This window comes from Nibricoccus aquaticus (assembly GCF_002310495.1).
Taxonomy (GTDB): Bacteria; Verrucomicrobiota; Verrucomicrobiia; order Opitutales; family Opitutaceae; genus Nibricoccus; species Nibricoccus aquaticus.
This window is the reverse complement of the sequence record NZ_CP023344.1, coordinates 3,014,632-3,027,209: the sequence shown is the minus strand read 5'-3', so window position 1 is coordinate 3,027,209 and position 12,578 is coordinate 3,014,632. Positions and strand designations below refer to the sequence as shown.

General features: G+C 64.3%; 9 protein-coding genes. 3 read left to right on the top strand and 6 right to left on the bottom strand.

Annotation, left to right across the window (positions count from 1 at the left end; translation table 11 throughout):
• Window positions 1-65: 65 nt before the first annotated feature.
• Window positions 66-761, bottom strand: a complete 696-nt coding sequence (locus tag CMV30_RS19900; RefSeq protein WP_175414856.1) for an HAD family acid phosphatase — start codon at window positions 759-761, stop codon at window positions 66-68.
• A gap of 229 nt (window positions 762-990) precedes the next feature.
• On the opposite strand from CMV30_RS19900, the gene CMV30_RS12100 reads away from it, so the two are divergent.
• A complete protein-coding gene (locus CMV30_RS12100; RefSeq protein ID WP_175414855.1) occupies window positions 991-3,492 on the top strand; it encodes a transporter substrate-binding domain-containing protein in 2,502 nt (833 codons plus the stop codon).
• 83 nt (window positions 3,493-3,575) lie between these two features.
• On the opposite strand, the gene CMV30_RS12095 is transcribed toward CMV30_RS12100, so the two are convergent.
• Together CMV30_RS12095 and CMV30_RS12090 are read right to left on the bottom strand one after the other, a co-directional pair.
• A complete protein-coding gene (locus tag CMV30_RS12095) occupies window positions 3,576-3,944 on the bottom strand; it encodes a Spx/MgsR family RNA polymerase-binding regulatory protein (protein ID WP_096057742.1) in 369 nt (122 codons plus the stop codon).
• A 43-nt stretch (window positions 3,945-3,987) separates the two neighbouring features.
• Window positions 3,988-5,160, bottom strand: a complete 1,173-nt coding sequence (locus CMV30_RS12090) for an endonuclease/exonuclease/phosphatase family protein (protein ID WP_096056270.1) — start codon at window positions 5,158-5,160, stop codon at window positions 3,988-3,990.
• 77 nt (window positions 5,161-5,237) lie between these two features.
• On the opposite strand from CMV30_RS12090, the gene CMV30_RS12085 reads away from it, so the two are divergent.
• Both CMV30_RS12085 and CMV30_RS12080 read left to right on the top strand, forming a co-directional pair.
• Window positions 5,238-6,068 (top strand): ABC transporter ATP-binding protein, encoded by an 831-nt coding sequence (locus CMV30_RS12085; protein WP_096056269.1) that lies wholly within the window; start codon window positions 5,238-5,240, stop codon window positions 6,066-6,068.
• Window positions 6,065-7,093 carry a sodium:calcium symporter gene (locus CMV30_RS12080; RefSeq protein WP_096056268.1) on the top strand — a complete coding sequence of 343 codons (1,029 nt, stop codon included), beginning with the start codon at window positions 6,065-6,067 and terminating at the stop codon, window positions 7,091-7,093. Before CMV30_RS12085 ends, CMV30_RS12080 begins: the two co-directional genes overlap by 4 nt.
• A 96-nt stretch (window positions 7,094-7,189) precedes the next feature.
• On the opposite strand, the gene CMV30_RS12075 is transcribed toward CMV30_RS12080, so the two are convergent.
• From CMV30_RS12075 to hrpA, 3 genes are all read right to left on the bottom strand, one after another.
• Window positions 7,190-7,606, bottom strand: a complete 417-nt coding sequence (locus tag CMV30_RS12075) for a hypothetical protein (RefSeq protein WP_138223274.1) — start codon at window positions 7,604-7,606, stop codon at window positions 7,190-7,192.
• Between the two features lie 165 nt (window positions 7,607-7,771).
• Entirely contained in the window at window positions 7,772-8,215 is a 444-nt protein-coding gene (locus CMV30_RS12070) for a CBS domain-containing protein (protein ID WP_096056266.1), read from the bottom strand.
• A 186-nt stretch (window positions 8,216-8,401) separates the two neighbouring features.
• A complete protein-coding gene (gene hrpA / locus CMV30_RS12065) occupies window positions 8,402-12,550 on the bottom strand; it encodes an ATP-dependent RNA helicase HrpA (RefSeq protein ID WP_096056265.1) in 4,149 nt (1,382 codons plus the stop codon).
• Between the last annotated feature and the right edge of the window lie 28 nt (window positions 12,551-12,578).

The window sequence follows — 12,578 nt, the reverse complement described above, 5'->3', positions numbered from 1 at the left end:
CGGGCGCGCTGACTTTCTCGTCGGCTGCGACTCCATAAAACCCGCGCCTGTCCGGCGCGGGTTTTTCATTCCGTGAGATAAAATGGATTCGGCAGCTTGAACACCTTCTCCGCATACCCGCCCGCCAGATCGCTCTCCTGATCGCCGACATTCGCGATGATCTTCCATCCCGCCTCCGTCAGTCGCTTCCGCACCGCCGTCTTAAACACCACCGCACTGCGCCCTCTCTCCGACTCCGCCCCGGCCTCAGCCGCGCCACTCTCCGCCCGCACGATCAACTCCGCATAATCGCCCAGCCCCTCCGCCCGCAGATTCCGCTCCGTCCCCGCGCGATCACGCTCCTTGCGGCCCGTGAGAAAAATCACCGCCACCCCCGCTCGCCGCGCCACCTGGAACGTCTCCCGCACCGGCTCGATCGCCGTGCCCTCCGCCCGGTCCACCCACGCGTGCCACCGCTCCGAGATGTAGCTAAAATCATCCCTCTTCATATTCTCCCAGTTCGAGAGCACCGTCTCATCGATATCGAAAACCACCGCCAGCCGCTCGCCCTCCACCCGCTTCGCCGCCCGCGCCTCGATCCACCGCGACGCCTCCGCCGCCACCGCCGCCATCCCGCGCGCATAGTCGCCAGACTCCTGATACCGCACGATCTCCGCCTTGCGCGTCGTCAGATTCACCGGCTCGCGCCCCACCCCGCCCGCGCAACCGCCGCACGCCACTAACACCACCGCCATCACGGCGGCCCATGCTCGAAATTTCATGCGCCGCATACGCGCCACACGCCCCGCTCCTGTCAACTCCCGCCCCTCCTCCGTAGTACGGACAATGTCCCGCATTGTCCGTGCCCCTTCGCAAACACCCCATCCCCCATCCAGCCTCGCTCGTCTGCCCGACGCAGCCATCTCCGCCCTGGCACGCCCGGCCCGCATCCCCCCGGGACTTCCCCCCATAGTCACCAGCCTTGCCGCACACAGCCGATCAAGACACACCATGCCACGTCCTCTTCGCATGGCCTCCGGCTCGCAATTTTTCCGGCGCTTCCACCGCCGCATCCTCCGCCGGTTTTTCCTCTGGCAACTCGTCGCCATGTTCGCCGCGACCTCGCTCGCGCAGACCGCTCCCGCTCCGGAAAAAAACTCCACGCCTCTCACCCGCATCGGCGTCTTCACCGATAACTACCCCTTCTCCTTCACCGGCCCCTCCGGCCAGCCCGAAGGTTTCGCCGTGGACCTGCTCGCCGCCATCGAGCGCACCATGGGCCTCCGCCTCGAACGCGTCACCGGCCCCACCGATGTCATCACCGCCGCCTTTCACGACTACCGCCTCGAAGCCCTCCAGTCCTTCGCCCAAACCCCCGCCCGCGAACTCCGCGCCGATTTCACCGTCCCCTACCTCTCGATGGCGGGCTCCATCTTCGCCCGCAAAAACACCCCGCCCATCCGCAATTTCGCCGACCTCCGCGGTCGCCGCGTCATGGTCCACGCCGGCAGCCTCGGCGAACAACTCCTCCGCGCCTCCGGCCTCGAGACCTCCATTGTCCACGTCGAGTCCGTCGAGCAGGCCCTCCGCAAACTCGATGCGGGTGAAAACGACGCCACCCTCGTCTCCCGCCTCACCGGCCTCGCCACCGCGCACCAACTCGGCCTCGAAAACATCGCCCCCGTCGGCGAACCCGTCCCCGGCTACGCCGTCCGTTACTGCTTCGGCGTGCAGGACGGCGACCGCGAACTCCTCGCTCAGCTCAACGAGGGCCTCGCCATCCTTCAGCGCACCGGCGAATTCGAGCGCATCTACCGCCGCTGGTTCGGCCACGTCGATCCACTCCCCGGATACTCCGCCCTCCACATCGCCCTCGCCATCGCCGCCGGCCTCGCCCTCGCCCTCGCCATCGCCATCTGGTCCTTCCTGCGCCAGCGTCGCCTCCACGAAAACATCGCCGCCCAGGCCGAGGCCCTCCGCGCCAGCGAGGAGCGCTACCGCGGCGTCTTCGAAACCTCCCAGGAAGGCCTCCTCCTGCTCCACCCCGCTGGCAAAACGCCCCCCGACTTCGCCCTCGAAGAGATCAACCAGGCCGCCGCAAACATGCTCGGCCTCGACCGCTCCCCGCCCCTCCCCGGCACCTCCCTGCGCGGCCTCACCCCCTGCTGCACCGATTGCTGCGACCTCCTTGGCCAGGCCCTCGCCCGCGACGGCGCCTCCGTCTTCGAACACACCACGCCCCCCGGCCGCTCCACCCACACCGCCCTGCGTGTATCCGTCACCCGGATCGGCCCCCGCGTTCTCGTCGTCCTCTCCGACCTTACCGAGACCCGCCGCGCCGAGGAACGCCTCCGCACCCGCGAACAACAGCTCCGCCAGAATCAAAAACTAGAAGCCCTCGGCACCCTCGCCGGCGGCGTCGCCCACGACTTCAACAACATCCTCACGAGCATTCTCGGCAACGCCGACATCGCCGGCCTCGACCTCCCCCCCGGCAGCTCCGTCCACGCCCAGCTCGACGAAATCCGCGCCGCCTCCGAACGCGCCCGCCAGCTCGTCCGCCAGATCCTCACCTTCACCCGCCACGCCGAGGCCCGCTGCGAAACCCTCTGCCTCACCCCGCTCATCGAGGAGTGCCTCCGCTTCCTCCGCGCCAGCGTCCGCAGCTCCATCACCATCCGCCACCACCCCGCCCCCGGCGCCCCGCAGATCGAGGCCGACGCCACCCAGATTCATCAGGTCATCATGAATCTCTGCACCAACGCCGTCCACGCCATGGGCGACACCACCGGCTCCCTCGAAGTCACCGAAGACATCCTCACCGTAACCCAGGAAATTATCGCCCAACATCCCCAGCTCGCCCCCGGCGAATTCGTCCGCATCGCCATCCGAGACACCGGCTGCGGCATGACTCCCGAAGTCGTCCAGCGCATGTTCGAGCCCTTCTTCACCACCAAAGCCCCCGGCCAGGGCACCGGCCTCGGACTCTCCGTCGTCCACGGCATCATGCAAAACCACCGCGGTGCCATCACCGTGTACAGCAAGCCCGGCCAGGGCACCCTCTTCCACCTCTACTTCCCCCTCAAAACGCGCACCAGCTCCTCCCAACCACCCGTCTTCGCCAGCGGCGCGCCCCGAGGCCGCGGCCAGCGTATCCTCTTTGTCGATGACGAGCAGCCCATCGTCCGCGCCGCATCCCAGCTCCTCACCCGCCTCGGCTACGAGATCTCCGCCCACCACGAAGTCACTGCGGCGCTCGCCGAGTTCGAAAAAACCCCATCCGCCTTCGCTCTCATCGTCACCGATCTCACCATGCCGAAAATGACCGGCCTGGAATTCATCCAGCGCGCCCTCGCCCTCCGCCCCGAGCTCCCCGTCGTCCTCATCAGCGGCTTCATGAACGACACTGACCTCGCCCGCGCCCGCGACCTCGGCGTTAACCGCGTCCTCGACAAACCTCTCACCCTCTCCGCCCTCGGCCGCACCGTCAGCGAATGCCTCAACGGCAGGTAACGTCGCTTGCGTCCGCCGCAGGGCTCGCACGACGCCTCCCCTGGAGGGACGACCTCCGTGTCGTCCGCCTCATTCATAATTCCTCATTCTTCATTCTTAATTTTCCCCGCCCACACCCCCGCATCAAACCCGACCAACCCCACGCTCTTCCCCAGCAAAAACGGCCGCTTCACCAGATTCCCATTCTTCGCCAGCAACCCCAGCGCCTCCGCTTCGCTCATCGCCGGCAGCGTGTCCTTCAACCCCAGCGCGCGATAATCCTGCCCCGCCGTATTGAACAACCGCCGCAACTCCCCGCTCCCGCCCAGTTGCTTTAACATCGCCCGCAACTCCCCCACCGTCGGCGGCGTCTCCCGGATCGGCTTCTCCTCAAACGCCACCCCTTCCGCCTTCAGCCACTTCACCGCTTTTCGACAGCTGTCGCACCCCGCATACGTGTAAACCGTGATCATCCGCCACGTATCCGGCATCCGGACTCGTCACGCAATCCCGCCGTCACTTTTTCGCCGCGTCCGTTTCCTTGAGCTTCAGCTCGATGAATTGCTGCGTCCGGTTCGTCTTCACCGTCCGGAACCGCGCCACGAGCGGGAAGTTTTTCGAGAACCCCTGGCCCGACCCGCGAAACGACCAGCGGTAAGGCTTCCCCTCCGCGTTCACATTCACGCCCGCGTACGCCGCCACCTCGAACGAGTCATCGATGTACTGCACCCCGCTGTAGTCATACAGCCCCCGCGAGACGATCATCTGCATGAACGTCGTCCACTTGTCATCCACCAGCCCGCTCCCCCGCTGGCTCACCGGCAGTTCGTACCAAAGATTGTACAAATCTCCGTGCGGCCCCCGCAGCAGCCGCTCATCCGCCACCGCCTTGAGCACATCGTTCACCGCCGTCTTCCGCCAGCCGTAGCGGAGCTTCTGGTCATGGAAACAATTCAGATCCCCCCCGATGATGATGTCCGCCGCCGGGTTGATCGAAAAAATCTCATCCACCCGCTCCCGTACCAGCTCCGCCGCCGTGATCCGGCTGCGCTCGGCCTGCTGGTTGTCCACGCCAAACTTCCAGTGATTGTTAAACAAATACAGCGGCTTGCCCTCCACCTCCACCTGCACCTCCAGGATCGCCGGCGCGTCTTCCATCAGATAAGTCTGCACCGAGCCGATCACGAAGCGCGAGAAAACCACATTGATGTGCGCCACCCCGCGCCGCGGCCCGGGCACCATCGCATCGTCCGCCGCCGCCACCCGGTAGTCCTTCATCCCGCGATCCGAAAGCATCTTCAACAACAGCGCCTCCACCGGCATCCGCGCGATCTCCCGGTTATAGTGCTGCCCCAGCATCTCCTCGATGTGCATGTTCTCATACGCCCGCAGCATCCCTTGGTGATCGAACGTGTACTGGTCCGAGTTGATGTCCCGCTCGATCTCCTGAAACAGAATGATGTCCGGCCCGCGCCCTTCCTCGAACATCGCACAGATCTTCGCGATATTGTTCAGCTTCGTCAGCAGATGCGTCCGCGAATAAAGCTGCGGCCGGTAATCGTCCGACAGCGTCCGCCCATCCGCCCCCGCCAGATTCTCCACGTTGTACACCATCACCGTGAATTCACGCGCCAGCCCCGCCGTCGCGAACGACAGCCAGCTCAGGCAAAGCGCGAAGAACAATCGCATGGGGTGGATTTTTTTGCCCGCCGTCCGCGCAGTTGACCAGAGCAACCACGCCCGAGAGCGTTAAACCCTTCCTAAAAATGCCGCCCGCCTCCGCCCGCCGCTCCCAACCGCTCCTTTCCGTCACTGGCCTCCGCGTCCAGCGCGGCAACGCCACTCTGCTGCACGACATCTCCTGGCGCGTCGAAAAGGGCCAGCACTGGGTCATCCTCGGCGCCAACGGCTGCGGCAAAACCTCCCTCCTCAAAACCCTCACCGGCTACCTCTCCGCCACCTCCGGCGACATCGAACTCCTCGGTGCCCGCTACGGCGAAGCCGACTGGCGCGACCTCCGCTTCCACATCGGCATCGTTACCTCCGCATTTCACCCGTCGATTCCGCCCGCCGAGCCCGCGCTCGAAACCGTCATCAGCGGCAAATACGCCCAGCTCGATCTCTGGGCTCCCACCACCAAGGCCGACGAAAAAGCCGCCCGCAAACTCCTCGAAACCGCCGGCGCCTCCCACCTCGCCGACCGCGAATGGATCTTCCTCTCCCAAGGCGAACGCCAGCGCATCCTCATCGCCCGCGCCCTCATGGCCAAACCCCGCCTCCTCATCCTCGACGAGCCCTGCGCCGGCCTCGACCCCGTCGCCCGCGAACACTTCCTCGGCTTCATGGAACGCCTCGCGCAGCAAAAAAACGCCCCCACCTTCGTCCTTGTCACCCACCACGTCGAAGAAATCACGCCTGCCTTCACCCACGCGCTCATCCTCCGCGCAGGCCGCGTCGTCGATGACGGCCCGATCACCTCGACCCTCACCAACGAAAACCTCTCCACCGCTTTCGGCGAACCCGTGAAAATCGCCAAAGACCACGGCATCTGGCGCCTGCTGTTCTCACAGGCCGCCCGCCACGCTCCGAAAATATGAACGTCGTCACCGACTTCATCGCCTCGCTCGGCCTCACCCACCCGGCGACGTATCTCGCTCTCTTCCTAGCCGCTTCGCTGCTGATGATCTGGCGGCTCGAAGCCATGGCCAATCACGGCCTCGAAGGCACCGCCCTCGGCACACTCGTCACACCTTACTGCTCGGGCCTCGGCAACCTCATCTTCGTTTTCATCGTCGCCCGCGGCACCGGCGCCCCCGGCGAGGTGATGACCAACTGCCTCGTCAACAACGTCACCAATCTCACCTTCGTCCTCGGCCTCCCCGCCCTCTTCTGGGGACTTCAAGTCCTCGCGCCCGCCGCCGGAAAATCCTCCGGCAAACGCTCCGCCGCCAAACCCGCCAAAAACAACAAGGCCGACACCGAGCGCCGCATCGGCCGCCTCTCGCTCCTGCTCACCATGGCCGCCGTCGCCTTCTTCACCGGCGCCGTCTGGGCCCTCGGCCGCGACGGCATGCTCGATTTCAACGACGGCCTCGTCCTCACCGGCCTCTTCATCTTCTGGCAGTGCTTCCAGGTCTTCGACGTCCTCAAACACAACGTCCGCCAGCGCACCTCCTTCGGCCCGCTCTTCTACCTCGACCTCCTCATCCTCCTCGCCGGCGCCGCCCTGCTCTACGTCAGCCTCGACTGGCTCGTCACCTGGCTCGCGTCACAGAAAACTGGATTCATCAGCGCCGAAAACCTCGGCTGGCTCAGCGGCTGGCTCATGGTCCTCCCCAACGCGCTGCTCGCCCTCTGGTACGGCTACAAACGCCGCGCCGACGTCGTGTACACCTCGCAGATCGGCGACGGCCACATCTGCATTCCCCTCTGCCTCGGCCTCTTCGCACTCATCAAACCCCTGCCCGTCCCCGCCTTTTTCGAGCTCAGCATGATGCTCCTCCTGGGAGTCACCGCCGTGCACTTCTTCTTCGTCAGCGCCTTCGGCCGCCTCCCCCGCTGGGCCGGCGCCGCCCTGATCGGCGTCTACGCCTGGTTTCTCCACACCGGCCTCACCGCGTAGAATACCTCCGAGGTAGGGCGGGTTCGCCGTAACCCCGCCGGTTCGACTCCGCCTCCCACTCAATCGTTTCAAACCCCACGCGTCATCCCGCAACGATCACACCACCGGATCCGCCCGAAACTTCTCCGTCAGCCCCACAAACGGCTTCTGCGCCTCGCGCCACCGCGCATCCGCCCGCAACTCCGCCATCGAGCCAAACGTGTTGTTCGCCAGCAGATAGACGCTCTCGCCCGCCTTGATGCACGCATCGAAACGCGACCCCCGCGCCTCCTGCACAAATTCAAAATCCCCTACGCTGTATTTCTTCCCCTGCATCGCCGCATACATCGGCCCCGAGTCCGCATGGATCTTCTGCGCAAACGACTCCGCGCGCGGCCCGACATACGCCAGCACCGCCGCTTTGCCCTCCACCAGCGAGATCAACACCCACTCATCGAACACCGGCTTGTGATAAAGCGCATCCATGCGCTCGCGGCAGTTTTTCAGATGAGTGACGGCGGTTTCTACGTTCATGCGGGTTGCCGCAAACTCCGGGTCATCCACGACATCCGCGCCAGTTTTTAATCGTTAAGAAATCGCCAAAAACAGAAAGGGCCGTGGCCCGCGCCTGTAGCGCGTCCCACGGCCCCAACTCCGACGAGCCTCTCCCGGGGAATCACTCCGCCGGAAAACGCCCGCTCAGAAACCTCCGGCAATATACTGCTTGAGGTGTTCAGCCTCAGCCCGGTTCTCGTCCACCATCCAGCGTGTCACGTCACCGATCGAAATAATCCCCTTCAGCCCGCCATCCTCGTCATCGACCACCGGCAGATGACGGCACCGATGATCGGTGAACAACCGCATCACCACCTCGACCGACGTCTGCGGCGTCACCGTCAGCGGATCGCGCGTCATCACATTCACCATACTCGTGAACTCCGGCGCGCGCCCCGAAGCCACCACCCGCGTCAACACATCGCGCTCGGTGAAAATTCCCGCCAGCCGTCCACTCTGCATCACAACAACCGAACCTACCTTGTGCAGATTCATCACGCGCACGGCATCGGCCACAGAGGCCGTCACCGCCACGGAAAACACGCCGGAACTCTTCCGGCTCAGTAAAACTGCGATCGGAGTATTCATGGGTTTTAGGGTAAGAAAGCACGCCGACCGTCTTCACAAAAACCCTCCGCGCAACCCACCCCGCCAGTTTTACGAACGCGCCCCCGGCACTCGCAAAAGACCGGCCTTAACTCACTACGGGGTAGGGCGGGTTCGCCGTAACCCCGCCGGTTCGACTCCGCCCCTCGCCATCTCTCGCTCGCCTCTTCACCGCTTAAACAACGAGTCCAGCCCGCCCAAATTCTTCAGCGGCGTAGCCCGCTTCACCGGCGCCACCTGCAACGGCGCTGCCACCGGCTGAGCCGGAGCCGCCTTCGCGCCTCCGCTTGCCAGTGGAGGCGCGACGCCCTCGTCGCGCACGACTTTCCCTCCACCCGCGCCCGCCCCCGAAGCCGCCACGACACTCCGCCCGCTCTTCAACTCCGCCAGCGCCCGATCCAGCTTCACCGGCGAAACCGGCTCCGCCGTCCCCAGCTCCTGCGCGAAAAGACTCACGCGAAACTCCTCCACCAACCACCGAAACGCCTCCACCGCCTCCGATGGAGGCGCGGTGCCCCCACCGCGCGAGAACGTCGATTTCGCATTCACATCACAAAACTTCCCCACCGCCGCCACATACGGCGCCAGTTGCTTCACGCGCTCGGCATCCTTCGCCCGATTCTGCTGCCACCGATCCGCGCGCAACTTCGCCGCTTTCAAATACCGCGTCAGATGCGCCAGCCGCTCATACGGCGTCACCCGCAAAAACTCCGCCGGCACCAGCGCCCGCACCTCCGGCCCGAGTCCGCCGTACGGCGTCGGATGCACCAGCGCCGCATGTCGCGCCGTCAAAATCTCCCGCATCAAATCGATAAACTTCGGCACCAGTCCCCGCGTCGCATCCTTCGCCGCATCGACCGCTTTTCCAAACGCCGCCGCCGTCAGCGCCCCCACCGGCCGCGCACACAACCACCGCCGGATCGAGTCCATCGCATCCTTCTGCAACGCATCAGCCGTCCCCACCATCGTGAGCAACGTCCCCAGCTCGCGCATTGCCTTCAAATCCTTCTCCACCCACGCCAGCTCGTAGCGCAGCTGCAACTCGATGAGCCGCTCAAAACCGTCCCGCGTCACCTTCGCCGCTTCTTCCTCCGTCTTAAAAAGTCTCAGCGCTACGCCCGGCCCTTCGCGCTTCAGTGCAGGAAACGCCCACACCGGCACGCCCGCCAGATCGCTGATCTGCACGCGCACCGGGATGTCACCAAAAGTCCACGCCGTCTGTTCCGCCTTCTCCCATTTGGCCCGCGCACGACGCCACGCCTCCGGATCTTCCTTCGCCACATTCACGCTCACCTCGCGCTGACGCGCCGCCAGCGATGCATAGATCTCCGCCAGCTCGCGCGACGCACAAACTTCACGCTCCTCGTCATCGAGCACGCGCACTCGCACCCGCAAATGATCCGGCGGTGCCTTGTCCGCCCAAATCGCCGGATCGACCCGCAGCTGAAACCGCTCACCGATCTGCGCCGCCAGCGCCTCGACCAGCGTCTCCCGCCGCGCCGTGAGTTTGTCTCGGCTGATCAATTGCTTCGTCAGACTCTTCGCCGTCTCCGCGAGCGGCATGAACTCCTTGCGCAGCTCCTTCGGCGTCGCTCGCAGATAATGCTCCACCTTCGCCTCCAGATGCCCCGGCACCGCCCAGTCGAGATCGCGCTGCGTCAGCGTCTCCGCTTCACGCACATGCACGTCGATCGTCACGCCATCATCCGTCTGCCCTGGTTTGTACGAATAGGAAATCGGCAGCGCAGTCTGCTTCAGCGGCAACGATTCGGGAAACGCCTCCGCATCCACCGCCACCTGCTCCGGATCGCGCAAATCATCCGGCTCCATCATCAAAAACCGCGGCTCCGCCCCCTTCCGCTCGCGCACCAAATCCACCAACTCCGCCACACACGAAATCGGCCGCGGTTCCGTCGCCTTGGCCTCCGGCATCAACGTCGCCGCATAAAACCGATACACGCCTTCATCCAGATTCATGTAGCTGCTGTCCCGCGCCCGCGTCAGCAGACTCTCCACATCCTGCCGCACCTCGCGGTTGTGCCCCAAAAAATCCAGCGGCCACGTCACCGTGTCATTCACGAGCGCCTCACGGATAAAAATCTCCGTCGCCTCCACCGGAGCGATCCGCCCGTAACTCACCGAGCGCGACTCGATCTCCAGCCCGTACAGCCGCGTCTTCTGTTTCACGAGCACGCGACCGCCTTCTTCATTCCAAAACGGTTCGCTGTGCGACACCCGCGCCACATGCGCGCCCAGATCGAGCGCCCACAACGGATCCAGCCTCGCCCCCGTCCGCGCATACAGCCGCGACGTCTCCATGATCTCCGCCGCCATGATCCAGCGTGGCGACTTGTTATCTTTCTTCGGCGCGCGCTGCTCGCCGCCGCCTTTCGTCGAAAACTTTTTCGGCTCCTCCTTCGCGAACAACACCGACCCCGGAAACAACGCCACCTTCCGGTCATGCGTCGCTTTGTACCCGCCGTTCTCGTCATCGCGCGTCGCGATATTTCCCAACAACCCCGCCAGAATCGACCGATGAATCGCGCGAAAGGCCGGTGTCCCAAACGCCTCTTTCTCCGGAGTGATCTCATGCGCCTGCATCCCGTGGAACGCCGACGTCATCCGAAAATCATCCCGCCCTTCGAGCACATCCAGCAACTGCCCGTGAATATCCCGCCACTCCCGCAGCCGCGTGTAGCTCAAAAAATGATCGCGACAAAACTTCCGCAGCTTCGCCTGCGACAGCCGCTCGAACTCGTCGTGAAATGCCTCCCAGATATTCAGCAGCGCGAGGAAATCTGAATCCGGATGCGTGAACCGCCGATGCGCCGCATCCGCTTTCTCCCGCGCATCCAGCGGACGCTCCCGCGGATCCTGAATCGAAAGTCCCGACGCAATGACGAGCACTTCGCGCACGCACTTCTCCGTCCGCGCCTGCAAAATCATCCGCCCCACCGTCGGATCCACCGGCAACCGCGCCAGCTCCCGCCCGATCGGCGTCAGCGCGCGATTATCTCCCTCACCTTCCTCAATTGCCCCCAACTCCTCCAGCAACGCATATCCCGCCCGAATCGACTTCGCCGCCGGCATGTTGATGAACGGAAACCGCTCAATATCGCCCAGCCCAAACGCCTTCATGCGCAAAATCACGTCCGCCAGATTCGCGCGCTGAATCTCCGGCTGCGTGAACCTCGGCCGCTCCAGAAAATTCTTCTCCGAATAAAGCCGAATGCACACGCCCTCCGCCACACGACCGCTGCGTCCCTTGCGCTGATCCGCGCTCGACTGAGAAATCTCCTCGATCGGCAGCCGCCGTGTCCTCGACTGCGGCGAGTAACGGCTCATGCGCGACAGCCCCGTATCGACGACGAACCGTATCCCCGGAATCGTCAGCGACGTCTCCGCGATATTCGTCGCCACGACGATCTTCCTCCGCTGCCCACCACTGAACACCCGCTGCTGCTCCGCATTCGAAAGCCGTCCAAACAACGGCACCAGCTCGCAATTCCTCAGCCTCCGTCCTTCCAGCATCTCACACGTCTCGCGAATATCCCGCTCCGACGGCATGAACACCAGCACGTCGCCTTTATCGCTTTCACGCACGATCCGCTCCACCGCCTCCACCGCCCCATCGACGTAGTGCAACGCCTCCGACCTCGACTCGCGCTCATCGCCCTCCGCCGCATCGCTGCCGAATTCATCCAGCGGCGCATAGATCGTCTCCACCGGAAACATCCGTCCGGAAACCTGAATGATCGGCGCATCATCGAACGCCTTGGAAAAGGCCTCCGTGTCGATCGTCGCTGAGGTGATGATAATTTTGAGCTCCGGCCGCTTGAACCGCAGCTGACGCAAATGCCCGAGCAGAAAATCAATGTTCAGCGACCGCTCGTGCGCCTCATCCAGAATCACCGTGTCGTACCCGCGCAGCATCGGATCGCCCTGCACTTCCGCGAGCAGCATGCCGTCCGTGAGAAACTTGATCACCGTCGCATTCGACGTCTGGTCGTTGAACCGGATTTTGCAGCCCACCTCGCGCCCCCAGTCCACGCCGAGTTCGTCTGCCACGCGTTTCGAAATCGAGAGCGCCGCCATCCGTCGCGGCTGCGTACAGGCGATCTTGCCCTTCACGCCACGCCCCGCCGCCAGACACATCTTCGGAATCTGCGTCGTCTTTCCCGAGCCGGTTTCACCCGCGAGAATCACGACCTGATGCGCCTGGATGGTCGCGACGATCTCCTCCGCACGCGCGCTGATCGGCAGCTCGGGCGGGAAATCGATGCGGAAGGAGAAAGACTGGGACTGATCGTCTGGCACTGAGAGAGTGTAAGGTGTGTGCGTGAGT

Excerpts from the sequence above, each read along its gene's own strand:
- CMV30_RS12080 (WP_096056268.1), top strand. The coding sequence starts at position 6,065 with ATGAACGTCGTCACCGACTTCATCGCCTCGCTCGGCCTCACCCACCCG.
- CMV30_RS19900 (WP_175414856.1), bottom strand. The coding sequence starts at position 761 with ATGAAATTTCGAGCATGGGCCGCCGTGATGGCGGTGGTGTTAGTGGCG.
- CMV30_RS12090 (WP_096056270.1), bottom strand. The coding sequence starts at position 5,160 with ATGCGATTGTTCTTCGCGCTTTGCCTGAGCTGGCTGTCGTTCGCGACG.
- CMV30_RS12095 (WP_096057742.1), bottom strand. The coding sequence starts at position 3,944 with ATGATCACGGTTTACACGTATGCGGGGTGCGACAGCTGTCGAAAAGCG.
- CMV30_RS12070 (WP_096056266.1), bottom strand. The coding sequence starts at position 8,215 with ATGAATACTCCGATCGCAGTTTTACTGAGCCGGAAGAGTTCCGGCGTG.
- CMV30_RS12085 (WP_096056269.1), top strand. The coding sequence starts at position 5,238 with ATGCCGCCCGCCTCCGCCCGCCGCTCCCAACCGCTCCTTTCCGTCACT.
- CMV30_RS12075 (WP_138223274.1), bottom strand. The coding sequence starts at position 7,606 with ATGAACGTAGAAACCGCCGTCACTCATCTGAAAAACTGCCGCGAGCGC.
- CMV30_RS12100 (WP_175414855.1), top strand. The coding sequence starts at position 991 with ATGCCACGTCCTCTTCGCATGGCCTCCGGCTCGCAATTTTTCCGGCGC.